This is a genomic window from Parapedobacter defluvii (assembly GCF_014642075.1).
In the GTDB taxonomy this organism is placed as follows: domain Bacteria; phylum Bacteroidota; class Bacteroidia; order Sphingobacteriales; family Sphingobacteriaceae; genus Parapedobacter; species Parapedobacter defluvii.
In genome coordinates this window covers 23,573-48,539 of record NZ_BMIK01000025.1, presented here as the reverse complement: position 1 = coordinate 48,539, position 24,967 = coordinate 23,573, and the positions used below count along the sequence as shown (strand labels likewise).

Below are 24,967 nucleotides of genomic sequence, written 5' to 3'. Positions count from 1 at the left end.
CCTATCTTTACGCCAATAAATAACCGTTACACAAATGTTGAAAGAAGAACGGCAAGCGTTTATCGTCCATCAATTAAATTTACACAACAAAGTTTTATCTTCCGACTTAAGTATACAACTCAATGTTTCGGAAGATACGATCAGACGTGATTTGAATGAGTTGGCCGAAAACGGACAAGTGCTCAAAGTGTACGGGGGAGCTCTCTCCAAATCATTCCAGTATCCTTTTCAGGAGAACAACATATATGCCCGCGACGCAAAAAAACAAATTGCAACCAAAGCTGTTAACCTCATCCAAAATGGAATGACTGTGCTGGCTGGCGGAGGGACAACCCTGCTGGAACTGGCTCGGATCATCCCTGAAAGCCTTCAATGCACCTTTTTTACCATCAGCCCACTGGTAGCACTCGAACTGGCTGAACGAACGCACGCGGATGTCATTCTCATTGGTGGCAAATTGTCGAGAAATACCAACACCAGCATCGGCTCGCAGGTCATCAATCAGCTTTCTGAGATACGGGTAGACCTGTGCCTATTGGGTACCAACAGCCTATCTGTGGAGGATGGGGTTACCGATTCAGATTGGGAAGTCGTGCAGATTAAAAAAGCAATGATCCGCTGTTCAACGAAGACCGCTATTCTAAGCATTGCAGAAAAACTCAACTCGGTACAAAAGATGAAGGTTTGCAGTCTTAATGCCATTTCATACCTGGTAACGGATCTGGACCCAAAACACATCAGTCTGAGTGGATTCAACAAAGTGGTAGAGGTTGTTTAGCGCAAAGATCTTATGCCCAAAATTATATTTGATACGTCCATTGCAACCACTAACCTCGGCGACCATATTATCATGGATGCCGTGAACCGGATTGTCAACGAACTCTTTACCGACGATTTCGTCATCAATATACCTACACATTTTTCCATCCATCCACTGGATCTTCCTGCACTCCGTAAGTATGACACCGCCTTAGTAGGCGGAACAAATTTGTTAAAGAACAATACGTTTGGTAAACCTCAGTGGAAGGTAGCCATGAAGGACCTGCTGGCATTACGGCATAAAGTCGTACTGCTGGGGGTAGGCTGGTGGCAATACCAAGACAAGCCCATATCACTTTACTCCAAATGGATGTATAAAGCGTTGTTTTCCAAACGGTATCTTCACGCGGTACGTGATAACTATACGCTACAGAAGCTAGCTGAAATTGGTATCAAAAACGTGATTAATACAGGGTGTCCCACGGTATGGGGCCTTGATGAACCGCACCTCTCGCAGATCAATCCCCGAAAACGAGATACCGTCGTTACCACCGTTACGGATTACCTGCGGGATCCCGAACGGGACCGGCTGCTGTTAGAAACTCTAAAGAGAAACTACAGAGACGTGTACGTGTGGATACAGGGATCGAAGGACCGGGCCTATATCGAAAGCCTGACATCCGACGTGCAGTATATTGCTCCCAAACTGTCAGCATTCGACACATTTCTTGAAAAAGAATCTTGTGAATACGTGGGTACCCGGTTGCATGCAGGCATCCGGGCACTTCAAAAACGTCGTAAAGCACTTATCATTGGCATTGATAACCGCGCCATCGAAATGCGTAATGATATCGGCCTCAACGTGCTTGAGCGCCAACGCATCGACCTGCTCGAAGAAAAAATACACGAAGAGATGAGCGTCAAATTGTACCTGAATACCGGTGCAATACAACGTTGGAAGACCCAGTTTTAGCCGCTAAAACCAAGGAAATTGATTCGATGAATACGTTTTCGCCAACACTCACCGTTATTACCGTAGTGTATAATAATGTACGTGACATCGAGCGTACCATCGGATCCGTCATTCATCAAACTTATCCGTATATCGAATACCTTATCATAGACGGAGGTTCTACAGATGGCACTGTCGATGTCATTAAACGGTACGCCGATCGCATTGCCCACTGGATAAGCGAGCCGGATAAAGGTATCTACGATGCTATGAACAAAGGACTCGCCCGCGCCACCGGAGATTATGTATTGTTTATGAATTCCGGAGATGAAATCTATGCACCCGACACGGTGACCGAAGTCTTCGCCTCAGCACCGGACGCGGACATCTATTACGGGGAAACGGAGCTGTACAATGAAGACGGACAATCGCTTGGCCTGCGCCGCCATGCCATTCCGGAACAGTTTAACTGGCGAAGCTTCCGCTATGGCATGACAATCAGCCACCAGGCCATTTATATCCGCCTGGCGATCGCCGGCTCGTATGACTTGCGCTATCGGCTAAGCAGTGATATTGACTGGATTATCCGTGCAGCCAAACAGGCTGACAAGATTGTCAATACCCGGCATATCGTGGCTAAATACCTCGTGGGCGGTCTATCAAAAAAGCGCCACTGGCAAAGCCTCAAGGAGCGCTTCCAAATATTCAGTAAGTACTACGGCTTGCTGCCTAATTTGGTAAACCACGTGGTCATTGCCTTCAATCTAGCGGCATATTACATCCGCTATGGTAAAACAAACGATTAATCCAGACAGACCGTGACACAAGAAGAAATATTACAGGCGCTGGTAACTACCAAAATGCCCTTTGGCAAGTATAAAGACACGCTAATCTGCAACCTACCCGAGGCCTATCTGATATGGTTTCACCAACAGGGCTTCCCCAAAAGCAAGTTAGGCATGTTATTGGGTACCATGTATGAAATCAAACTCAATGGTTTGGAATACCTGCTACAGCCCCTACGAAACAAAACAGCCCGATAAGCGTTCATAGAGATAACAAATGTTTATTCCAATGAACCAATTTCAGAACTGTATAGGCACGTTCGCGGTGGCCATGGTCCTGGTCGCATGCGGTGGGGGCAACCGAAATAACAACCACCCTCTGCAAGACTCGACAGCGAGCGTTTCTCAGTCGTTACTTCCAAATGATCACTTACTGATTCCCGGAAAATCCGTGGGTCGCTTCCTGATCGGCGATGCCGACAGTACTATATTTGCCGAACTTGGAAAACCCGACTTTGGCGATGCCGCCATGGGCAAAGCGGTGTCCATCTGGTATCCCAATGGCAAACGCAACCAGCCGCTGTCGATATTCACCTCGCGCGACATGGGTAACGATGAAACGGCCCGGATCAAACAGATCCGTGTAACCTCACCCGATTTCCAAACGGTCCAGTCGATCGGAGTGGGTTCATCGTTACGGGAGATATCCGACATCTATCCACTTCAAATCGTCGAAACCTACGATCGCGATGGACAGACATACACCGTATACAATGCCAATGAAGGGGCTGCCTTTGAGGTAGATGCAGCCTACCGCTGTGTGGCCATCATCATCCACGAGACCGGTGCAACCATTCCCACTTATTTACCTCTACACCCTACGTCAACGCCCGATCCGGGGTAAACATGCTACAGCCGTTTTTATATATTTCCGCTATAATATGTTTGTCTCCCATTGGCAGCCGAGTAGACTGACAAATCGCTTAAGTGCGTAAGAATGCAATTGAAAACAACCCCATCATGAATAATTTGCTTTTATATTCAACGCGATTATATTGCATATGAAAGCAAATTTAGCTAAGTTTGCGCCCGAAAATACATTAAACGCCGTTTGCAGCGGTATCAATGCATCATGAAAAAGTACCAGACCCTGCTGTACTATTGCTACAGCCCTATTGACAATGCGGAACAATTTGCCGCAGATCATCTTCAATTTTGCAAATCGCTTGGTTTAGTGGGCCGCATCATTGTTGCCGATGAGGGCCTTAATGGCACGGTGTCAGGCACATCGGAAGCATGCAAAGCCTACATGGCTGCCATACATGCCGACCCGAGGTTTGCCCATACCGACTTCAAGATCGACGAGGTAGATGAACCTTCATTCATCAAAATGCATTGCCGATATAAGCCGGAGATTGTACATTCCGGGTTGCGTGATCCCAAAGTGATCGATCCAACCAAAGAAACCGGCAAACACCTTGAGCCCAAAGAATTCCTTGAGATGAAAGACCGTGATGACGTAGTCATCCTCGATGTGCGATCCAACTACGAACACAATGTGGGTCGCTTCAAAAATGCCGTAACGTTAGACATCGAGAACTTCCGGGAGTTTCCAGAAAAGATCAATGAATTGGCCCAGTATAAAGATAAAAAAATACTCACCTATTGTACAGGCGGTATCAAGTGCGAGAAAGCATCTGCCTTGTTACTCAAAGAGGGATTCAAGGATGTATACCAACTGCACGGTGGAATCATCAAATATGGCAAGGAAGTGGGAGGAAAAGATTTTGAAGGCAGATGCTATGTGTTTGACAACCGTGTCACCGTGGACGTAAATCAGGTGAACCCCACCGTGGTTTCTACGTGCTTAAATTGCGGTACCACCACCACCCGGATGGTAAATTGTGCCAATCCGGAATGCAATGAACATTTCACCCAATGCGAGGCATGTGGATGGAAGATGGAAGGTTGCTGCTCGGATACCTGCATGAGCCACCCACGCAAACGCCCCTACGACGGTACCGGTTATTACGTCAAGATTCCCCAACCCGTAAACATCGAAAAGATCAGCAAACGGAAACACAAAAAACTTACGACCAACTCCACTTTATATAGTTAATGTTTTTTGCCGTTTCGAGGTATTTTTTTTCGTAATAGGTCTTAATGGATAGTACTTCATCCACGAATTCTGAACGGTATAAGTCTGCGGTTTGCACCTGAATATTCAGCCCTAGTTCAGCCAGTTTTTCCTGCGTATAGGCAAACAATCCATCGTTATCCGTCTTAAGGTGCATGATACCTGCCGGAATTAGGATTTGCCGGTATTTGGCCAGAAAAGTTGGGTTCGTTAGCCGCTTCTTTTCCCGGCTTTTCTGGGGTTGCGGGTCGGGAAAGGTAATCCAGATTTCCGACACTTCTTCTTCGGCAAAATAATCCAGGATGGTTTCGATCTGTATCCGGAGAAAGGCCACATTACTGATATGCTCTTCGAGTGCCGTTTTAGCTCCTCGCCAAATACGATTGCCTTTATAGTCGATACCAATAAAATTACGCTCGGGAAATAGCTTAGCCAGGTTGACGGCATATTCGCCTTTGCCGCAGGCCAATTCCAACACAATGGGTTGTTTATTGCCAAAATGCCCGGACGCCCATTGTCCTCTCATCGCCTTACCTGCACCCAACTGCAAAACGTTGGCGAAGGTGCCAATCTCGGCGAACTTCCGAAGTTTATCTTTTCCCATATTTCTGAAGCATTCTTTTTTTACGTAAAGGTGCGAAGCTTTCACGCAGCGCCTTCAAAGCGGCATGCAAAAATAATCTTATCTTTGCACGATATCACATACTATTCGTGGAAAAAGACGCAAAAATATTCATCGCAGGATACCGTGGCATGGTGGGCTCAGCCATCCTTCGAAAACTAAGTGCATTAGGCTTTTACAATTTGCTGTTGTACACATCAGATGAACTGGATCTTCGCGACCAACAAACCGTAGCCCATTTTTTTGCCGATCAGAAACCTGAATATGTGTTTTTGGCAGCCGCTAAAGTGGGAGGTATTCTAGCCAACAACACGTTCCGCGCCGATTTTTTATATGAAAACCTGGCCATTCAAAATAATGTGATTCATCAATCGTATGTGCAGGGTGTAAAAAAGTTACTTTTTCTCGGGTCTAGCTGTATTTATCCGAAACTGGCACCACAACCTCTCAAAGAAGAATATTTACTCACCGGATTGCTTGAACCTACCAACGAACCTTATGCGATTGCAAAGATCGCAGGTATTAAGCTCTGCGAGGCGTATCATGATCAATACGGATGCAATTTTATCTCGGTTATGCCTACCAATCTGTATGGCTACAATGATAATTACCATCCCGAACATTCGCATGTCTTGCCAGCGCTCATACGACGCTTCCACGAGGCAAAAATAGCAGGCGAACCAACGGTCACCGTCTGGGGTAGTGGCACCCCAAAACGCGAATTTTTATTTGCAGATGATCTGGCCGATGCCTGTGTATTCCTCATGGAATCTTATAATGATCCCCAGTTAATTAATATTGGTACGGGTGAAGATTTAAGCATACACGACCTAGCGCAATTAACTAAAGAAGTAGTCGGGTACCCAGGAGAATTGGTATTCGATGCATCAAAACCAGATGGTACACCGAGGAAGTTGATGGACGTCAGCAAGCTGCATGCGCTGGGATGGCATCATACAACTTCGCTTAAGTCGGGTATCCGATTGGCTTATGGGGATTTCTTATCGAAACTGGAGTCCGGTCTCTTCTAGTCAATAGGTCTCGCTATCTGGTGGAATGCCGTAATCCACCGCTTTTCTTACCACACGCCTCCCACGCTTGGCTGGCCTGACAAACTCGGCAACCTTACTGATCAGACTGCTTATGCGGTCTTTGTTCAACGCACCGGCCGCTTGTTGGGAGAGAAGGGTCACGAGTGCTCTTTTTAAAAATCCGGCTCTACGCAGGAAAAAGCGATTGAGAACAATAGGCAGACCGATCCGGAGGGCTTTGCTCAACCAGTCTTCGTCTTTTTTCCCTTTGGCAAATAAATTTTTCGCGATGTCCGCACCCGGAACCCACGAAATTAAAGACTTGATAAAGCGCACAGGAGCCGACACCTTATCGTTAAAAAGACGATACTGGTCGCTAAGATAATCTTCCTGCTCCTTGGCAAGTGTCTTAAGACGAGCGATTTCCAATCGCAGATCGTCTAAATTCCTAATCTTGCTTTCCTTCCTCATCGTCTCCATCTATTTCGTCGTTCCATTTTTGTAAAAACCGCTTAATTGAAAGGTTCATGAAGAGACGCTCCAGTCGGACCTCAAAAACCGAAACCAACGCAATCATCACGATGAATATCCCACCCGTGGCAAGAAATCCAAGTGCGGAGCTGCCGAGTAATTCACTTAAATAAAAGCCCAAGGCCAAACTGAGGAAAAATACGACAAATAGGGCAAACACGATTTTAATAACGTCTACGATCAAACTTGCAATTAACCGTGACGAACGTTCGACCAACTTGAGCTTAAATAACTTAAAGCGTGTGTCGATATACTCCTTGCTTTTCTGGAATACACCGTTGATTGAAAATTTTTTCTCCTCCATATGGTTTGGCCAAGGACTTTAGTTAGCGCTCTATCCAATCATCGCACCGCAAAACGCACCCGTTACTCATCTGCGGATGACGTAATGACACCAATTGCTATGCCATGTTATGGCTTAGGGTCGGGCCCTTTTCTATATTCAGGCGTGTTCTTCCAACGCCTCCTCCAAAGCGTCGTCGCTCTTATTCAATTTAGATTTCACGGCAGCGACCACCTTTTCCTTAAAGTCATTCAGGTGCTCCAATTGTTCGGCCGTACGCTCTTTAATCGCATCTCCCAAATCCTTTAACGAATCGTTCAACTTCTCGCGCGTTTCCGTACCCTTGTCCGGCGCAAATAAAATACCGAGTGCGGCGCCTGCTGCCAATCCCGCCAACAATGCGGCTACTACTTTTGCGTTATCATTCATATCTATCTATATAAAATTGAAAAAAAAATGACCTTCTTTCCACACACAATCCTGTTAAATATACAAATAAATCAGCAAATCGTTTGCCAAAAACAAAAAAAGAGGCAGAAAAAGTGTGGCACAAATATTGCGACTTATCGCTGAACACAGTGACAAATTATTTGCGCAGATAAGCATGCTAGCTTAGTTATTTACTTATCTTTGCTGCGTTACTTAATTGTACTATTACGCTATTCTATATATGATAGACATTTACTTGGTACTTTTTTCGTTCCTGTTTTCATGTGTCATCACGTTATACGCAATCCCCTCGTTGATAAAATTGGCGTATCAGAAACGATTGTTTGACGATCCTGCGCTCGAAGAACGGAAAATCCATAAATATCGCACACCAAATCTCGGTGGAATAGCGGTACTTACATCTTTTGCATTTACGGCTTGCCTGTGTATATCCGGCAATCTGTTGCCCTATGCCAATTATGTGTTTGCTTCCGGATTATTAATTTTTCTGGTAGGCCTGAAAGATGATTTAGCAGCATTAAATCCTTATAAAAAATTTCTTGCTCAAACTGTTACTGCTTTAATTGTCGTTTATTTTGCAGATATCCGCCTCACCAGCCTCTACGGTATATTTGGAATCCAAGAAATCCATCCGGTGATCAGCTACCCATTTTCCAGCCTTCTTATTGTATTCGTCATCAACGCCTTTAATCTGATTGATGGCATCAATGGCTTACTGGGCACCATAAGCCTGATTGTCAGTTTAACGTTTGGATATCTTTTCTTCCGGATGCAGGAATATGGACTGGCTTTATTGGCTGTAAGCATGGCTGGCGCAGTATTGGGGTTCCTTCGTTATAATGCGGGCAAAGCACGGATTTTCATGGGTGATGCAGGCGCCTACACCATTGGTTTCATTGTCTCGGTACTGGCCATCCAATTCATCGAATTGAATAAACCCCAGCAACTTGTTCCCGTCACCGATTCCGTTATCCAGTCTGTTCCAGCTGTTACGATTGCCATTCTCATCGTGCCAATATTTGATACCTTACGGGTAATTGTTATCCGGCTAGTTCAGGGTAAATCACCTTTCATGGCCGATCGCAATCACCTTCACCATCGATTGCTGGATACCGGTATGAGCCATACCCAGGCTACAATCGTGCTTTCCAGCTTTAACGTTCTTATGATCGGTACAGCGCTTACCTTTCAACAGATCGGTACAATTGAATTGCTTTTATTAATTGCCATCACGGCATTGCTTATGAACACCATGCTATGGCTGTACGATGTACGCCAGGCAATTGGGCAGGCTCAGCCATTACTTGTAAACGAGGATAGCGAGAAAATCTATCCGCTCCGCGACCATGCCCGTGAAGTAGCAGAAGAAGCTTTGCAGCAATACGAAGAGAAACAACACCAGAACTAACTATTTTCTTTGTAACTTTAGGGCAGAATCAATGTTCTGCCTATGCTCATCAAAACCTATGGAAGTGCCGTTCACGGCATTGAAGCAACCACTGTTACCATTGAAGTCAATATTTCTGGGGGCACTAAATATTACATCGTAGGCCTCCCTGATAATGCGGTGAAGGAAAGTTTAAGGCGCATTGAAAGCGCCTTGTCTGCCTCGGGATTTCGCATGCCCCGGCAAAAAATAGTCGTCAATTTAGCTCCCGCCGATATCCGTAAAGAAGGCTCTTCTTACGACCTACCGATAGCAATCGGTATCTTAGCTTCGTCCAAGCAGATTGCCAATGTTCCCTTATTAACTGAATTTCTAATGCTTGGTGAACTATCGCTGGATGGGAGCATACAACCCGTAAAAGGCGCGTTGCCCATTGCGGTCCAGGCGGCACGTGATGGCTTCCGGGGCATTATGCTCCCAAGTGCCAATGCACAAGAGGCTGCGGTGGTACCTGGCCTAGCGGTCTACGGAGCACGGCATCTCAAAGAGATAATTGATTGGGTAAATGGTACTCCCCTTCCCGCACCAACCGATGTAAATATCCGGGAGGAATTTCAGAAAAACATCAATAGTTATGATACTGACTTTGCCGATGTGCACGGCCAGGAGCACATCAAACGCGCCTTAGAAATCGCAGCCGCCGGAGGGCACAACGCCATCCTGATCGGCCCTCCAGGTTCTGGAAAAACCATGCTGGCCAAACGGCTTCCCACTATCCTTCCTCCACTCACCATGGAGGAGTCGTTAGAAACCACCAAGATACATTCTGTGGCAGGCAAATTAGGTGCTGCATCTTCTTTAATGACCGTGCGTCCTTTCCGCGCACCGCATCATACCATCAGTGATGTGGCGTTGGTAGGAGGCGGAACCAACCCGCAACCCGGTGAAATTTCGCTCGCGCATAACGGCGTATTGTTTCTCGACGAACTGCCAGAATTTAAACGCTCGGTACTGGAAGTACTCAGGCAGCCCTTGGAGTCCAGGTACATGACAATATCCCGTGCCCGCCTTACCGTAGAATATCCGGCAAGTTTCATTTTGGTTGCCGCGATGAATCCCTGTCCGTGTGGATTCCACAATCATCCGCAGAAACCGTGTCTGTGCAATCCAGGAGTGATTCAAAAGTACTTAAGTAAAATATCAGGTCCACTGTTAGATCGCATCGATCTGCATGTGGAAGTTACACCGGTTGATTTCAGCGAATTGGTTTCTTATACCCCGAACGAGAAAAGCGCCCAGATCCGAAACCGGGTCACCGCCGCCCGCGAAATACAGGCAAATCGCTTTTCATCACATCCCCATATCCATTGCAATGCACAGATGACCCCCCAACACCTACGGCAAATATGCCAAATCCAGGAGTCGGGGCGTGCACTACTCAAAACCGCCATGGAACGCCTCGGTCTATCGGCCCGCGCCTATGATCGCATCCTCCGGGTATCCCGTACCATCGCAGACATGGAAGGAAGCGCCGAAATCCAAACGGCACATCTCGCTGAAGCCATTCAACTCCGAAGCCTCGACCGGGAGAGTTGGTCCAAATAAAAAGGCCCCGTTGGCCGATTGGTCCAACGGGGCCTTTTGGGATATATACTTTACACTTCTTCGGCAACTCCACGCAGGGTCTTAGCCGCTTCCACCATGGCTTCGAGTGCCGCCTTGGTTTCGGGCCATGCACGGGTTTTCAAGCCACAATCAGGGTTGACCCATAGTTGCTCGGCAGGAATAACTGCCTTAGCTTTCTCCAGCAACGTAACAATCTCCTCTTTGCTGGGCACACGGGGTGAATGAATATCGTATACACCCGGACCGATATCATTCGGATAGTTGAAATCTGCGAAAGCATCCAACAGTTCCATCTGCGAACGGGACGTCTCGATGGTAATTACATCTGCATCCATCGCCGCGATGTGCTCGATGATGTCGTTGAATTCAGAGTAACACATGTGGGTATGGATCTGGGTGTCATCTTCCACATTCGAAGAAGATACGCGGAATGCCCGCACGGCCCAATCGAGATAGGCCTTATGATCGGCTTTGCGCAAAGGAAGGCCTTCGCGGATGGCCGGTTCATCAATCTGGATAATCTTAATACCGGCTTTTTCCAATGCTTGTACCTCGTCCAGGATTGCAAGTGCGATCTGATAGGTGGTTTCTGACCGGGGCTGGTCGTTGCGTACAAAAGACCATTGCAAAATGGTTACCGGCCCGGTAAGCATACCTTTCACCGGACGACTGGTAAGTGTTTGTGCATAGGACGACCAACGTACGGTCATATCAGCCGGCCGACTTACGTCGCCATAAATAATCGGCGGCTTCACACAACGTGATCCGTAAGATTGTACCCATCCGTTTTTGGTAAAGGCATATCCCGAAAGTTGCTCGCCAAAATATTCGACCATGTCATTGCGTTCAAACTCGCCGTGTACCAACACATCGATATCCAATTCTTCCTGCAAACGGATGGTCCGTTCCGTTTCCTCAGCAATGAACTTATCGTATTCCTCTTGGGTAATGGCTCCCTTTTTCAGGTCGGCACGCCATTTGCGCACGTCGCGGGTCTGCGGAAAAGAACCGATAGTCGTTGTAGCAAAAGCGGGAAGATTGAATTTTGCCTGCTGCTTCGCTTTCCGGACGGGAAACGCACTGGTCCGCTGCGCATCTGCATCCGTGATGTTCTTCACACGCGTCTTTACATCCTCGCGATGGATCAATGAAGAAGTGCGGCGGCTCTGTTGTGCCGCTTTGTTGGCCTCAAAATGTACAGCGGTGTTTTCATCCACATCGCCCGAAGCCAATACCGACAAATCCTTTACTTCCGCAAGCTTTTGTTTTGCAAATGCCAACCAATTTTTCACCTCAGCCGGTAGCGACTCTTCGTTGTTTTCCAAATCCAGATCGAAAGGTACGTGAAGCAGCGAGCACGAAGGCGCTACCCACACACGGTCTGCACCCAACGTATCTACTGCTTGCTTGATTTTTTTAAGCGAAGCCTCGTAGTCGTTTTTCCAGATGTTTCGTCCGTCTACCACGCCTACGGAAAGGATGAGGCCAGCCGGTACGTTGGGCAGCAACTCATCCAGTTGGTTTTCACCGCGCACCAAGTCTACGTGCAACGCTTGCACGGGCAAGCCAAGTGCCGTTTGCGCATTTTCACGCAACGATTCAAAGTAAGTCGCAACAGCCAGTTTAATTCCTTTGGCAGCGGCAGACAGGCGGCTGTACACCGTCTGATAGCGTGCCCGGGTTCTATCGTCAATATCCAACGCAAGGAAAGGCTCGTCAAATTGCACCCATTCAGCTCCTGCTTCGCTCAACTTCGCCAATATTTCCTCGTATACAGGTAACAGACGGTCAATCAGATCAAGCCGGTTAAAGCCCGCTTCCTTTTCCTTGCCCAACAGCAGATACGTGATGGGGCCTAACAAAACGGGCTTGGTCACGATACCCAAGGCTTTTGCCTCGTTAAATTCGTTGATCACTTTCTCCGAAGTAAGACGGAACTGTTGATCTTTTACAAACTCCGGAACAATATAATGGTAATTGGTATCAAACCACTTGGTCATCTCCATGGCCGTCACATCAAGACCACCCTGTTGAAAACCGCGGGCCATCGCAAAGTATAAATCCAAATTGTAGGAAGAAGGGCCTTCCAGTGCAAATCCCTGGTACCGTGTAGGGATAGCTCCCACGGTAAGCGTAAGGTCCAATACCTGATCGTAAAATGAAAAATCGTTGGACGGAATCAGATCGATTCCTGCCTCCTGTTGGGTTTTCCAATTGCCTTCACGGATGGTCCGTGCGGCTTGCAGCAGCTCCTGCTGATCGATTTTTTTTGCCCAATAGGCCTCATTAGCCTTTTTTAGCTCCCGAAGGGCACCGATGCGCGGGTAACCCAGATTGTTAGTTTTCAACATAACGTATAAATAGTAATTTTTAATATACAATCCACCTCAACTTGCCTGTCTATTTAACAGACAATTCTTTTGGGTAACGATTGCTTTTGGGAGAGGTCACAAGGGTAAGTTGTGTTTGCTTATCTTTCCCTGATCCTTATCCGGGTAGAATTTAGCACCTTGTCCGGAGACAGGTTGCTAAGGCTTCACAGGGTCCATTCCCTCTGCCTTTCTCCATAAGCGGGCGCTAATATCGGGATAAATATTGATATTCACAAAAATAATTGTGTATGGAACGCGGATGACACGTATTTTCATTACACCTTGGATTTGATCAATGGGTAATTTACAGTTGACAGTCGGCAGTCGGCAAAAGCCGAGAGAAAAATTGGACAAAACATCTGCGAAGATCAGTAAGATCCGTTATCCGTGTTCAATCAGCTTACCAGCAATTTGTATCCCTTGCCGTGTACATTGACAATTTCCACTTTTGGATCATCGCGCAAATATTTCCGGAGCTTACTCAGGAAAACGTCCATACTCCGGCCGTTGAAATAGTTGTCATCGTGCCAGATTTTAAGTAAAGCCTCCTCACGGGTAAGCACATCGTTTTTCTTAATGCAAAGCAACCTCAGCAACTCAGCTTCTTTGGTAGATAGCTTTTGCTGGTGCCCGTTGTAACTGATCTGTTGAGCCACATAATCAAAGTGGTAATTGCCGATCTGAAATTTATCGGGGAGTTCCTCTTCCGTTTGCTTATCCTTGGAAGCACGTTTAAGAAGGGCGTGAATACGGAGCAAGAGTTCTTCCACACGGAAAGGCTTGGTAATATAATCGTCTCCGCCCAATCCAAATGCCTCGGTTTTATCTTCCATCATTCCTTTGGCAGTAGCAAAGATTATGGGAACATCTGCATCAACCCGTCGTATATCTTTGCCCAATGTGAAGCCGTCCTTACGAGGCATCATCACATCAAGTATGCAGAGATCATACTTTTCCTTATTGAATTGGCGCAATGCCTCATCTCCATCTTTGCAGAGTGTAACATCAAATTTGCCTTTCAGCTCCAGGTAATCTTTCAGTATGTCGCCCAAGTTGGGGTCGTCTTCCGCGAGTAGTATCTTTTGCATATTGGTCTTCCCTATCCTTTAAGTGGCAACATGATTTCAAACGTCGTTCCCTTATCCTTTTCACTTTTCACCTGTACTTTACCCCCGCAACGCTTAACGATGTCGCTCACATAACTCAATCCCAAACCGAAGCCCTTCACATCGTGTCGGTTTCCGGTCGGAATACGATAAAATTGGTCAAAAATTTTGGATAGTTGATCGCGGCTCATACCGATTCCTTGGTCAGCTACCGTAATTTGGATGTGTTTATGGATATTTTTTGTCCGGATGGTAATGTCCGGGCTTTCGCTGCTGTACTTAATCGCGTTATCGATCAGATTAAACAACACGTTGGATAGGTGCAATTCATCTCCCACGACGATGGCATCTGCGGCATCCAGGTGCATGTGCACCTGTGCGCCATTTTTATGCAACTGCAGCTCCATGCTGTCAACGACCGCCTGTGCAAGATCGTTTATATCTATGTCACGATGTTCCAACTTCAGATTGTCCTTTTCAAGACGGGCAATGTTGAGCACGCGTTCAATATGATTACCCAAACGGATATTTTCGTCGTATATGATATTGGCCAAACGGGTCGCACGCATTTGGTCAGAGGCGATCTCCGGGTCTCGCAACGACTCACTGGCAATCATGATGGTAGCCACCGGGGTCTTGAACTCATGGGTCATGTTGTTGATGAAATCCGTTTTCATCTCCGAAATCTTCTTTTGACGGAGCATCGTGAAGATGGTATAGGCAAAACAACCGAGCAATACCAACAACAGCGCAATGGAAGAAAACAGCATGACCGTCATGTTCCCCATTAGGATGTTGCTTTTGTTAGGGAAGTATACGGCAAGCCGACCGGAAGAACGTTCGTTGTCCGAACGGAATAACTCGGTAACATACAGATTTTGCGGAGAAGGCTTTTCGTGGGAAAAGTTGGCAAAAGCGTATAAAGTCGTGTTTTTATCTTTGATTTCTAAATTAAAGGGGGAGTTAATGTCCCGAGTTGACAATTCCTTCTCCAATTCGCTTTTGATATAAACAATATCGATGCGTTGACTCAATGGGCGTTTGTATAGTTCGATTTCCGCAGCAAAATCTTCAACAACCTGTGGGTTTTTGCCACTTAATATGGCAATGGTATCCATCAGGGTATTAGCCTGAAGCAATTTAAGCTGTTGTTCCTTACGGGCAATTTCCGGATTCATTTTAAGATCCTGCCGGGGAGGAAAGGCTTTTACCGCGAAATTTAACCCAGATGCATTCGTGGCACTGGGGCCCATGGGGATGAAGTATCGTACACTGTCATCCTTCGCTTTCGTTACGGGAACTTTACGCATCGCAGAAAGTCCTATGGAGTTGTCATTCCGTTGGAACCCGTTGTCAATCACTATGTTTGACAAATAGTCGATTGATACGAGGTGCCGGTGCCGCGGATTGTTAAGGTATGTTTCATAAAATTCGTTATTTTCAATGGGAATAACGATGGGAAACTGTTCATTCAGTGCTTCTTCCTGTTTGAGGAATGCCAAACGCAATTCAGCCTGCTTTTCACGAAGTTTTTCGATTTCCGTTTTTAGACGGAGTTGCTCTTCCAGTTTGCGTTGCTCCCTTTCTAACTTTTCCTTGTTTTTCCGCTGAGCATCCGCCAATTGCATGATCTCTCTTTTTTCGGCCTTTGCAGCAACCGCATTGAGAGCTGCTTTCACCGATTCATCAAACAATTGCGCTTTTAGGATATACGATTGCCTGATAAAAAAATACTGCATGGCTACCACTCCCAGGAGCGCCACCGTCATCAACCCAATAATAAATCCAATACTTTTATGCTTCATCCCATACAAAAATACATAAGCTTGGAAGCAAAAAGCAGCATTTAACATATTTTAACAAGGCGAGTTACGGCGCAATGCTGTTTTTTTTCGCTACTTTTGATATACCAATTTCGTAATCTACATGAAACCTGCCACGCCGGCGCTTAGGGTACAGTGCAACAACGTGCAGATTCGATAAAGCAAAAAAATAAATAGTTTTCCAATGAAACGGCTTTTTATCATCCTGGTTACCATGCTGGGTCCTGCTGCAATGGCATTCGGCCAGGAAGACAGCACGAAAGTGAAACAGCTACGCACCCGCGTGCCACTTACTGATTCGGTATTTTCCACTCATCCCATGCCAAATGGCTATCGCGGTGACAACTGTGTTTCCATGCCCAATGCGTATAGGGGTGATAATTGTGTGCCCATACCGAATGCATACACTGGCCCTTTTATTCTACGTCACCCCACAGACAGCACCGCGCAGCTGCCTAAAAAATATGGACGTAAATGGGAAGAGAAAGATCGGGCAAAACAGCTAATGCCGAACTAGTTATTAAGCGCTCCTCGTAACGTGGAGTTTCCGGCCTTTGGTCGCGAAATCGTAGCCACTTTTATCACTAAAATATTCGTCGACCGCTATGCGGCACCCCGACCAATCGTAATAATCATCGAAAACGATCTTACCTCCCGGTACCAGATTAGGTTCAATCTGTACCAAACAACTCATAACCGATGCATACCAATCGCAATCAATGTGCGCAAAAGCAACCGGTTCGCTGATGTAGAGCGTGTCTTCAAAATATCCGTTGATCAATTTAATGTGATTGGTTTCAATGGGTAAACCGTATTTTGCTAAATTGGCGGTAACAACCGCTTGAAGATTTTCTACATACCCATAATAGAGGTGTTTGCCCAGTCCCTTCGATTTTCCACTTTTGATTTCTTCATATCGCATGTGTACATCGGCTTCGTCTTTTTCGGAAGGAGGCGGAATCAATCCAAATGCATCATATAACCTAAACTCTCTTTGCTTTTGCTTTGCCCACCCAATGGCGATGGCCGAACCTCCCAAAGCAACCCCTGTCTCAATAAATAGTCCTTGCACCCCTGAACGTTCCACCGCTTTGGCGGTATAATAGAGGTTGAACAGATCTTTTGCCGCCAAGTAGGTCAGCTGATGCATTTTTAAGCGCATCAGCTGGGCTTTTTCTCGGTTTGTAAGGGTATAAAACAACGCTTGTATAGGCGTTGCAAGTCGCTCGGGGACACTGAGTAAACGCATGACTCTACCTGTTTATAGTATATCAACGCTACCCAAGCCGGAAATATTTTATTTTTACCTAATGTGTTATTCCATTTCGGTTACTTTGATGGTATTGGTTTTGCCTTTTTTATGCAGCGGTGTGGACGCTGTATTAATAACGATCTGCCCCGGTTGCACCAATTTTTTCGATTTCAGCAATGTATTTACATCGTGGATACTACCATCGGTACTCTCGAATTTATCGTAATAGAATGTCTTAACCCCCCACAATAGGGTGAGCGTGTTTAACAATACCCGGTTACCGGTAAAGATATAAATGTCTGCATTGGGCCGGTAGCTGGATATTTCGAAAGCGGTATAACCCGAGTAAGTCATCGCAACAATCGCAGAGGCTCCCGTCTTTTCAGCCAGGTATACCGATGAACCACAAATCGCATCAGGTATCATGGATTCGGTGCCCTCGTGTTCAGATTTCTTGGAGCTGTAATAGGGATAAGAAGTCTGCTCCACATGTACGATGATTTTGCTCATGGTTTCAATCACGATCTCGGGAAATTCTCCCACCGAAGTCTCACCACTCAACATGACCGCATCTGCACCATCCAATACCGAGTTAGCTACGTCATTTACTTCCGCACGTGTAGGGCGGGGGGTAGTAATCATGCTTTCCAGCATTTGAGTGGCGATGATTACAGGTTTGGACGCGTTACGGCATTTCCTGACAATCATCTTTTGAAGTACCGGTACGTCTTCCATGGGCATTTCCACACCGAGGTCTCCCCGGGCTACCATGATCCCATCGGTAGCGGCAATGATGGAATCGATGTTATCAATGGCTTCCGGCTTTTCGATTTTTGCGATAACCTGGGCAAATTTACCTTTGGACTTAATAATTTCCTTAAGGCGCGTGATATCTTCAGCCGTACGCACAAAAGACATCCCGATCCACTCCACATCGTATTGAAGTACAAAATTCAAGTTATCCAAATCTTCCTCCGTAAGACTGGGTATGGAAACTTTGGTGTTGGGAAGGTTTACGCCCTTACGCGATGTTAACACACCTCCATGTACAACTTCACACCAAACGGTGTCATTCAGGTTGGAGCGCAACACCCGCAATTGGATTTTACCATCATCTAATAAGATGATTTCTCCTTCCTTTACATCTTTCGGGAAATTTTCGTAGGTGATGTATATCCGGGACTCGTCGCCGATCAGCTCACTCGTCGTAATTTCAACTTGCGCACCATTCAGAAGCACCGCACCGCCCTCCTTCATCTTCCCGATGCGGATCTTGGGACCCTGTAAATCCGCTAAAATACTGATATTGGTATTGTACTCCTGATTGATTTCGCGGATGGTATAAATCATCTTAAGGTGATCCTCCTGGCTACCGTGCGAGAAATTAAGCCGGCATACGTCGACTCCTTTGGCAATCATGCTGGTTAATACTTCTTTTTTTGCCGACGCGGGACCTAGCGTAGCCACTATCTTAGTTCGCTTTTGAACCTTTTCCATTTAATATCGTTTTGTTTATTGTCTTCTTATTCTATGGTGTGTGATTGATACACTTTGGTAAATACGGCGCTAAAATATTAGATTTTCTTTGGATTTCAATTTTTGTGGGGATATTTCGCTGGCCACCACTACTTCGGGAATCTCCGCGATGGCATCTTGCAAGGCAGCTAAGTCCTCTTCGTCAATAAAATTCCGGATCAATAAAAAATAGTCCGAGTGCCGCATCTCCGGAATCAAAAATCCGCCATCAGCGGCTTTGTTTGCCAACAGGTAATATTCCGTATCGAATGCTTCCGAGAAATCGGCGTAACGACTAAAAAAAGCCTTCCCTACCGGAGGCGGCATCCATATTTCATGATCTTCGGCTTTGCTCAACCTTAACCCCGAAACTTTGTTGATAAAGTAGCACAGACGATAGTCTTTTAAAGAAGAGGTAATGGCAATCAAGACAAAATCGAGGTCTAATTCATATTTTAATGTAACTTTATTCAAAGTATTTTCTATATTCAGCGCAAACTTAGATAAATTTGCTTGCATTAAAGCAATTTGATCGGTTTCTTTGCTGCAATTAAAATAGAATAATACAGCAAAAAATTACAAAAACAAAAAGAAGGGTAAGGCATTTATATAAGGATAAATGAGAGGTCAGCCCATCTTTTTTAAGATTGCGCTAAATCTTTGATATAAAAACGATAATTGAGTTTCAAGGGACGAATCTGAATAATATTCTAAAAATCAAAAACGTTTTACTATTTGCCGAAATTTATTTTTCTTTGCACAGATTTATTAAACAATTAAACTATAAAATCATGTCTGATATCGCATCAAGAGTTAAAGCAATTATCGTTGAAAAGCTAGGTGTAGACGAAAACGAAGTGACCCCGGAGGCTTCATTCACCAATGATCTGGGCGCGGATTCACTTGACACCGTAGAGTTGATCATGGAATTTGAAAAGGAATTCAACGTAGCTATCCCCGATGATCAAGCTGAAACGATCAGCACGGTAGGACAAGCCATCGCTTACTTAGAAAAAAACGTTAACTAACTAAATTCATTAGGCCAATCATACTAAATGGAGCTTAAAAGAGTAGTAGTAACAGGGTTAGGTGCGCTTACTCCTATTGGAAATACTGTTCCGGTATTTTGGGACAATCTGATCAAAGGGGTAAGCGGCGCTGCTCCTATCACTAAGTTTGACGCGTCAAAGTTCAAGACCCGTTTCGCTTGTGAGGTGAAAGGATTCAACGCCGAGGATTTCATGGAGCGCAAGGAAGCCCGAAAAGTAGATCCATTTGTACATTATGCATTGGCAGCAACGGATGAAGCGATAGCAGATGCATCGCTGGCATTCGATAAATTGGATACCAACCGGATTGGTGTAATATGGGGGTCAGGCATCGGCGGTCTGAAAACATTTTTGGATGAAGTGACCAATTTTGCAAACGGAGATGGAACACCCCGTTTCAATCCCTTTTTTATTCCAAAAATGATCCTGGATATTGCCCCCGGACACATATCCATGCGACATGGGCTACATGGCCCTAATTTTTCCACCGTATCGGCTTGTGCCTCGTCTACACATGCATTGATTGATTCCTTGAATTATATCCGGACTGGATACGCTGACATTATCATCAGTGGTGGCTCGGAAGCGATTATCAATGAAGCGGGTATCGGCGGGTTCAATGCCATGCACGCACTATCCACGCGTAACGACGATCCGCAAACCGCCTCCAGGCCTTTTGATAAAGACCGGGACGGTTTTGTTGCGGGTGAAGGCGCAGGGGCTATCGTATTGGAAAGCTTAGAACACGCACAAGCCCGTGGTGCAAAAATTTATGCCGAATTGGTGGGGGGAGGCATGAGTGCAGACGCCTATCACATCACGGCATCACATCCCGAAGGCCTTGGAGCCCGACTGGCAATGACAAATGCTATAACAGACGCACGGCTCACCAAGGAAGCTATTGATTACATCAATGTACATGGAACATCTACCCCTGTGGGAGATCCCAGTGAAATCATGGCGATTTTAGAGTTATTTGGCGATCATGCATATGCGCTAAACATCAGCTCTACAAAATCCATGACAGGCCATCTATTGGGTGCTGCTGGAGTTGTGGAGTCTATTGCCTCTATACTGGCGGTGAAAAATGATGTAGTTCCTCCTACTATCAATCACTTCACGGACGATCCAACCCTCGATCCGAAACTAAACTTCACATTCAACAAAGCGCAGAATCGGCAGGTTAACGCGGCCATGAGCAATACCTTCGGGTTTGGTGGGCACAACGCCACCGTCATTTTTAAGAAATTCGAAGCTTAAATTTGGGGCATCAGATGCCTATTTTGAATATTTATAAACTGCATTTTTCATCCCATCGCCGATACGTAAGGGCGCTGAAGAACTTACTTGGTTTTGTACCGGGTAATTTGCACCTGTACCAGCTGGCATTCCGGCATAAATCGGTGGCGGTACCTGTAAAAGACGGTACAAAAAACAGCAACGAACGATTGGAATTTCTAGGAGATGCTGTATTGGGTTCCGTCGTTGCCGATCTGCTTTTTAAAAAATATCCTTATAAGGGCGAAGGTTTTCTTACCGAAATGCGCTCAAAAATTGTGAGCCGGGCACACCTCAACCAGCTTTCCAGGAAGCTGGGACTTAATGAACTAATTCAATACGATGCCCGCATGATCAACTACCCCAATAAACAGGGGTCATTGCTAGGCGACGCATTCGAGGCCCTCATTGGCGCCATATACCTGGATAAGGGCTACTTATTTACCAAAAATTTTCTGATTAGCCGCATTATTAAGCCGCACGTCGACATCCAAATACTGGAAGAAACCGAAACCAATTTCAAAAGCCGGTTGATCGAATGGTGCCAACAGGTGGGCAAAGAGGTAAGTTTTGTGCAGACTGAAAATGCCGAAGGTGATAGCATTAAAATCTTTACCATCGATGCCGTAATAGACGGTGAAGTATGCGGTACCGGACGTGATTATAACAAAAAGAGTGCGGAAAAGATAGCCGCCGAAAAAGCCTGTGAAGTACTGAATGTGCTTTAATTGGTTAACTTTTTTGCATTTTTGCGAACTGACCACCGATCACTGACCACCCACCGCCGATCACCGACCACAAACCACCTCGTATTTCATACCTCATCCTTCCTACTTCTGATTTCTATCCTTACCTTTGTGCCATGGCAATAGTGAAACCCTCATTGGCAAAAGGCACACGCGATTTTTCTCCCACGGAGATGGAAAAACGCGACTACATCTTCCATACGCTCAAAACAGTCTTCACCAAATACGGCTATCGCGAAATCCAGACCCCCTCTTTTGAAAACCTTCAAACGCTTACCGGCAAATATGGAGACGAAGGAGATAAGCTGATCTTCAAGATCCTGAATTCCGGTGATTACTTAGCCAAAGCACCGGCCGACCTGTTGACTGAAAGGGCCTCAACCCCCTTAACTCCACATATCAGTGAAAAAGCATTGCGCTATGACCTCACGGTTCCCTTTGCGCGCTACGTGGTGATGCACCAACATGAAATTACCCTGCCATTCAAACGTTTCCAAATTCAACCCGTTTGGCGGGCCGACAGGCCACAACGGGGGCGTTATCGGGAATTTTATCAATGCGATGTGGATGTGGTCGGCTCAGAGAGCCTGCTCAATGAAGCCGAATTTATCCTCATTTATCACGAGGCGTTGACCAACCTGGGATTGATGGATTTCACCATCAAACTCAACAACCGCAAAATATTATCAGGTATTGCCGATGTGCTGGGCAAACCCCAACTGCTCGTTCCCATGACGGTGGCCATCGACAAACTGGACAAAATCGGCGTTGAGGGAGTCGATAGGGAGTTACTGGAGCGGGGGTTTTCAGACGAGGACCTCGAAAAACTACGGCCCATTATGCAGTTGGAAGGCCCTGTTGCCGTAAAAATTGATCAATTAAAAGATACGCTTGCTTCCTCCGCCATTGGAATGCGAGGCATCGACGAAATCGAAATCGTGCTGGGTTATGTAGAAAAAATGACCGCACATACCGATCCGCTCAACCGTTTTATAGACCTCGACATCACCCTCGCCAGAGGTCTTAATTATTATACGGGTTGCATCTTTGAGGTAAAAACCAACGAGGTGACGATGGGAAGTATCGGGGGGGGGGGGCGTTACGACGACCTGACCGGTATGTTTGGCCTAAAAGGTCTTACCGGCGTAGGGATTTCTTTCGGTGCAGACCGCATTTATGATGTGATGGAAGAACTGGAGTTATTTCCTACCAGTACCGTACAATCTACCAGGGTATTGTTCAGTAATTTCGATAAACTTACTGAATTGTATGCCTTGCCGCTGTTGCAAAAACTGCGCGGGGCGGGGGTCGCCGCTGAAATATATCCAGCTTCGGCCAAGCTGAAAAAACAATTGGCTTATGCCGACGCAAAAAAAATACCCTATGTGGTCCTCATCGGCGAGGAAGAAATACAAAGCGGTGTCTTTTCATTGAAAGATATGCAGTCAGGCGAACAACGGAAACTGGATGAGCTGAAGCTGTTTACTTTTTTAACGTCGTAAAAAATGAATCTCCTGGGCAACCTCATTTGGATCATTTTTGGCGGTTTCCTCATTTTTCTGGAATACCTCATCGGCGGGCTATTGCTCTGCCTCACCATTGTCGGCATTCCCTTTGGTGTGCAATTATTCAAGCTAGCTATCGCTTCGTTGGTGCCCTTTGGTACCGTCGTTACCCATACCCCCTCCAGCACAGGATGTCTGTACACACTCATGAATATCCTTTGGATTGTTTTCGGCGGAATATGGGTTGCCCTCACCCATTTTGTATTTGGCTTATTGCTCTGCATTACGATCATCGGCATTCCCTTCGGAAGGCAGCATTTCAAGCTGATGGCCTTGGCCTTCACACCTTTCGGCAAAGCTATCAACTAAATTAGCCAAAAACCGCCTGAAAAACCGCTTCTACCTTAGCTACTGCTTTGATACGTATCCCATACTTGCTGCCGTCCAGCCCCTTGGTGTTGTATTTGGAGATGTAAATGGTTTCAAAACCGAGTTTCTCTGCCTCCGCAATACGCTGTTCGATACGGTTAACGGCACGTATTTCGCCAGATAACCCCACTTCCCCTGCAAAGGCAACGGTTGCCGGAACCGGTATATCCTGCTGCGATGAGATCAGGGCAACGATGACTGCCAGGTCGATGGCCGGATCTTCCACACGTATGCCACCGGCGATGTTCAGAAAAACATCCTGTGCACTCAACCGGAATCCGAAGCGCTTTTCGAGTACAGCCAGCAGCATATTCATCCGCCGGGTATCAAACCCCGTGGAAGAACGTTGGGGAGTACCGTATGCAGAAGTGCTCACCAAGGCCTGCACTTCAATCAGCATGGGCCGTAGTCCTTCCAATAGTACCGCAATCGCAATGCCGCTCATGCTTTCCTCACGTTGTGAGAGTAAGATCTCCGAGGGGTTCGAGACCTCCCGGAGGCCGGTCCCCTGCATTTCATAAATACCCAGTTCGGAGGCTGATCCGAATCGATTCTTAACCGCACGCAACATGCGGTATACGTGGTGCCGATCGCCTTCAAACTGCAAGACCGTATCCACCATATGTTCCAGTACTTTCGGCCCCGCAATGGCTCCATCTTTGGTGATATGCCCGATGATAAACACCGGTATGTTTGTTTCTTTGGCAAAGCGGAGCAGTTCTGCTGTACATTCCCGTACTTGGGAAACGCTGCCGGGAGCCGAATCAATCTGTGAGGAGTGCAGCGTCTGTATCGAGTCGATGATAACCAAATGCGGCTCCAGCGCCGCAATCTGCTTGAAGATATTTTGTGTGGCCGTTTCCGTTAAAATGTAACAATTGGCCTTAGACGCCTGGACGAGCCGTTCGGCTCGCATCTTTAGTTGTTGTTCGCTTTCTTCACCCGATATGTATAACGTTTTGGTATTTGGCATATTGAGTGCCAATTGGAGCATGAGCGTCGACTTGCCGATCCCGGGTTCGCCGCCGATCAGAACCAACGATCCCGGCACAATTCCCCCTCCCAATACCCGGTTCAGTTCCCTATCGGGTGTCGCCCTGCGATCTTCTTCCGCTTGGATGATTTCGTGAATAGCCGCTGCCTTGCTTGACCGTTTCACAGCACTCGGCACCACGCGCCAATCGGGCACCCGTGAAGCTTGCTTCTCTACCAACTCCTCCACAAAGGTATTCCACTCGTTACAGGAGGGACATTTACCCAGCCATTTGGGCGATTCGTATCCGCAGTTTTGACAAAAATAAGTAGTCTTTGCTTTAGCCATGATACATC

At 46.3% G+C, this 24,967-nt stretch carries 26 protein-coding genes and 1 riboswitch; of the genes, 15 read left to right on the top strand and 11 right to left on the bottom strand.

The genetic code is table 11. From position 1 onward, the window contains the following. Nucleotides 1–34 precede the first annotated feature (34 nt). The 6 genes from IEX60_RS22310 (at nt 35) to trhO (ending at nt 4,615) form a co-directional block, all read left to right on the top strand. Complete coding sequence (locus IEX60_RS22310; RefSeq protein WP_188753612.1) at nt 35–778, top strand: DeoR/GlpR family DNA-binding transcription regulator; 744 nt, start codon at nt 35–37, stop codon at nt 776–778. 12 nt (nt 779–790) lie between these two features. Further along, nucleotides 791–1,732 carry a polysaccharide pyruvyl transferase family protein gene (locus IEX60_RS22305; protein ID WP_188753611.1) on the top strand — a complete coding sequence of 314 codons (942 nt, stop codon included), beginning with the start codon at nt 791–793 and terminating at the stop codon, nt 1,730–1,732. A 26-nt stretch (nt 1,733–1,758) separates the two neighbouring features. After that, entirely contained in the window at nt 1,759–2,517 is a 759-nt protein-coding gene (locus tag IEX60_RS22300) for a glycosyltransferase family 2 protein (protein WP_188753610.1), read from the top strand. A gap of 12 nt (nt 2,518–2,529) precedes the next feature. Beyond that, the gene (locus IEX60_RS22295) at nt 2,530–2,754 is read left to right on the top strand and encodes a DUF3820 family protein (protein ID WP_229717719.1); all 225 of its coding nucleotides are present in this window, start codon (nt 2,530–2,532) and stop codon (nt 2,752–2,754) included. Nucleotides 2,755–2,785: 31 nt separating this feature from the next. Then, complete coding sequence (locus IEX60_RS22290; protein ID WP_188753609.1) at nt 2,786–3,400, top strand: hypothetical protein; 615 nt, start codon at nt 2,786–2,788, stop codon at nt 3,398–3,400. Between the two features lie 228 nt (nt 3,401–3,628). Then, nucleotides 3,629–4,615, top strand: coding sequence for an oxygen-dependent tRNA uridine(34) hydroxylase TrhO (gene trhO, locus IEX60_RS22285; RefSeq protein ID WP_188753608.1), 987 nt, complete (start codon nt 3,629–3,631; stop codon nt 4,613–4,615). Here trhO and trmB read toward each other — a convergent pair. Further along, nucleotides 4,587–5,237, bottom strand: a complete 651-nt coding sequence (gene trmB, locus IEX60_RS22280; RefSeq protein ID WP_188753607.1) for a tRNA (guanosine(46)-N7)-methyltransferase TrmB — start codon at nt 5,235–5,237, stop codon at nt 4,587–4,589. The two genes, trhO and trmB, sit on opposite strands and share 29 nt — an antisense overlap. A gap of 107 nt (nt 5,238–5,344) precedes the next feature. Between trmB and IEX60_RS22275 the strand changes: the two genes are divergently transcribed. After that, entirely contained in the window at nt 5,345–6,286 is a 942-nt protein-coding gene (locus IEX60_RS22275) for a GDP-L-fucose synthase family protein (RefSeq protein WP_188753606.1), read from the top strand. Here the strand turns inward: IEX60_RS22275 and IEX60_RS22270 are convergent, their stop codons facing one another. From IEX60_RS22270 to IEX60_RS22260, 3 genes are all read right to left on the bottom strand, one after another. Continuing rightward, on the bottom strand, nt 6,287–6,766 hold the full coding sequence (locus tag IEX60_RS22270) for a hypothetical protein (protein ID WP_229717718.1): 480 nt from the start codon (nt 6,764–6,766) through the stop codon (nt 6,287–6,289). Next, the gene (locus tag IEX60_RS22265) at nt 6,735–7,121 is read right to left on the bottom strand and encodes a phage holin family protein (RefSeq protein WP_188753605.1); all 387 of its coding nucleotides are present in this window, start codon (nt 7,119–7,121) and stop codon (nt 6,735–6,737) included. Before IEX60_RS22265 ends, IEX60_RS22270 begins: the two co-directional genes overlap by 32 nt. A gap of 138 nt (nt 7,122–7,259) precedes the next feature. After that, nucleotides 7,260–7,529: a YtxH domain-containing protein gene (locus IEX60_RS22260; RefSeq protein ID WP_188753604.1), complete on the bottom strand. Its 270-nt coding sequence runs from the start codon at nt 7,527–7,529 to the stop codon at nt 7,260–7,262. A 241-nt stretch (nt 7,530–7,770) separates the two neighbouring features. Here IEX60_RS22260 and IEX60_RS22255 point away from each other — a divergent pair, with 241 nt between their 5' ends. Further along, nucleotides 7,771–8,958 carry a glycosyltransferase family 4 protein gene (locus IEX60_RS22255; protein ID WP_188753603.1) on the top strand — a complete coding sequence of 396 codons (1,188 nt, stop codon included), beginning with the start codon at nt 7,771–7,773 and terminating at the stop codon, nt 8,956–8,958. A gap of 42 nt (nt 8,959–9,000) precedes the next feature. After that, on the top strand, nt 9,001–10,542 hold the full coding sequence (locus tag IEX60_RS22250) for a YifB family Mg chelatase-like AAA ATPase (RefSeq protein ID WP_188753602.1): 1,542 nt from the start codon (nt 9,001–9,003) through the stop codon (nt 10,540–10,542). Between the two features lie 50 nt (nt 10,543–10,592). Here IEX60_RS22250 and metE read toward each other — a convergent pair whose 3' ends face one another. The 3 genes from metE to IEX60_RS22235 all read right to left on the bottom strand — a co-directional run bounded on the left by metE (nt 10,593) and on the right by IEX60_RS22235 (nt 15,846). After that, nucleotides 10,593–12,914 carry a 5-methyltetrahydropteroyltriglutamate--homocysteine S-methyltransferase gene (gene metE, locus IEX60_RS22245; RefSeq protein WP_188753601.1) on the bottom strand — a complete coding sequence of 774 codons (2,322 nt, stop codon included), beginning with the start codon at nt 12,912–12,914 and terminating at the stop codon, nt 10,593–10,595. Between the two features lie 116 nt (nt 12,915–13,030). After that, nucleotides 13,031–13,136, bottom strand: a riboswitch (SAM riboswitch). A 194-nt stretch (nt 13,137–13,330) separates the two neighbouring features. Further along, nucleotides 13,331–14,023 carry a response regulator transcription factor gene (locus tag IEX60_RS22240; RefSeq protein ID WP_188753600.1) on the bottom strand — a complete coding sequence of 231 codons (693 nt, stop codon included), beginning with the start codon at nt 14,021–14,023 and terminating at the stop codon, nt 13,331–13,333. An 11-nt stretch (nt 14,024–14,034) separates the two neighbouring features. Then, a complete protein-coding gene (locus IEX60_RS22235; protein ID WP_188753599.1) occupies nt 14,035–15,846 on the bottom strand; it encodes a sensor histidine kinase in 1,812 nt (603 codons plus the stop codon). A gap of 202 nt (nt 15,847–16,048) precedes the next feature. On the opposite strand from IEX60_RS22235, the gene IEX60_RS22230 reads away from it, so the two are divergent. Continuing rightward, complete coding sequence (locus IEX60_RS22230) at nt 16,049–16,381, top strand: hypothetical protein (RefSeq protein WP_188753598.1); 333 nt, start codon at nt 16,049–16,051, stop codon at nt 16,379–16,381. Nucleotides 16,382–16,384: 3 nt separating this feature from the next. On the opposite strand, the gene IEX60_RS22225 is transcribed toward IEX60_RS22230, so the two are convergent. The 3 genes from IEX60_RS22225 to IEX60_RS22215 all read right to left on the bottom strand — a co-directional run bounded on the left by IEX60_RS22225 (nt 16,385) and on the right by IEX60_RS22215 (nt 19,105). After that, a complete protein-coding gene (locus IEX60_RS22225; RefSeq protein ID WP_188753597.1) occupies nt 16,385–17,113 on the bottom strand; it encodes a TylF/MycF/NovP-related O-methyltransferase in 729 nt (242 codons plus the stop codon). Between the two features lie 66 nt (nt 17,114–17,179). Further along, the gene (pyk, locus tag IEX60_RS22220) at nt 17,180–18,613 is read right to left on the bottom strand and encodes a pyruvate kinase (protein ID WP_188753596.1); all 1,434 of its coding nucleotides are present in this window, start codon (nt 18,611–18,613) and stop codon (nt 17,180–17,182) included. Between the two features lie 69 nt (nt 18,614–18,682). After that, nucleotides 18,683–19,105, bottom strand: coding sequence for an IPExxxVDY family protein (locus IEX60_RS22215; RefSeq protein WP_188753595.1), 423 nt, complete (start codon nt 19,103–19,105; stop codon nt 18,683–18,685). Nucleotides 19,106–19,422: 317 nt separating this feature from the next. Here IEX60_RS22215 and IEX60_RS22210 point away from each other — a divergent pair, with 317 nt between their 5' ends. From IEX60_RS22210 to IEX60_RS22190, 5 genes are all read left to right on the top strand, one after another. Further along, nucleotides 19,423–19,659, top strand: coding sequence for an acyl carrier protein (locus IEX60_RS22210; RefSeq protein WP_079717265.1), 237 nt, complete (start codon nt 19,423–19,425; stop codon nt 19,657–19,659). A gap of 27 nt (nt 19,660–19,686) precedes the next feature. Beyond that, complete coding sequence (gene fabF / locus IEX60_RS22205) at nt 19,687–20,940, top strand: beta-ketoacyl-ACP synthase II (RefSeq protein ID WP_188753594.1); 1,254 nt, start codon at nt 19,687–19,689, stop codon at nt 20,938–20,940. 14 nt (nt 20,941–20,954) lie between these two features. Beyond that, entirely contained in the window at nt 20,955–21,686 is a 732-nt protein-coding gene (gene rnc, locus IEX60_RS22200) for a ribonuclease III (protein ID WP_188753593.1), read from the top strand. Between the two features lie 134 nt (nt 21,687–21,820). Beyond that, nucleotides 21,821–23,206: a histidine--tRNA ligase gene (gene hisS / locus IEX60_RS22195; RefSeq protein ID WP_188753592.1), complete on the top strand. Its 1,386-nt coding sequence runs from the start codon at nt 21,821–21,823 to the stop codon at nt 23,204–23,206. 3 nt (nt 23,207–23,209) lie between these two features. After that, complete coding sequence (locus tag IEX60_RS22190) at nt 23,210–23,578, top strand: YccF domain-containing protein (RefSeq protein WP_188753591.1); 369 nt, start codon at nt 23,210–23,212, stop codon at nt 23,576–23,578. Nucleotide 23,579: 1 nt separating this feature from the next. Here the strand turns inward: IEX60_RS22190 and radA are convergent, their stop codons facing one another. Then, a complete protein-coding gene (radA, locus tag IEX60_RS22185; RefSeq protein ID WP_188753590.1) occupies nt 23,580–24,959 on the bottom strand; it encodes a DNA repair protein RadA in 1,380 nt (459 codons plus the stop codon). Between the last annotated feature and the right edge of the window lie 8 nt (nt 24,960–24,967).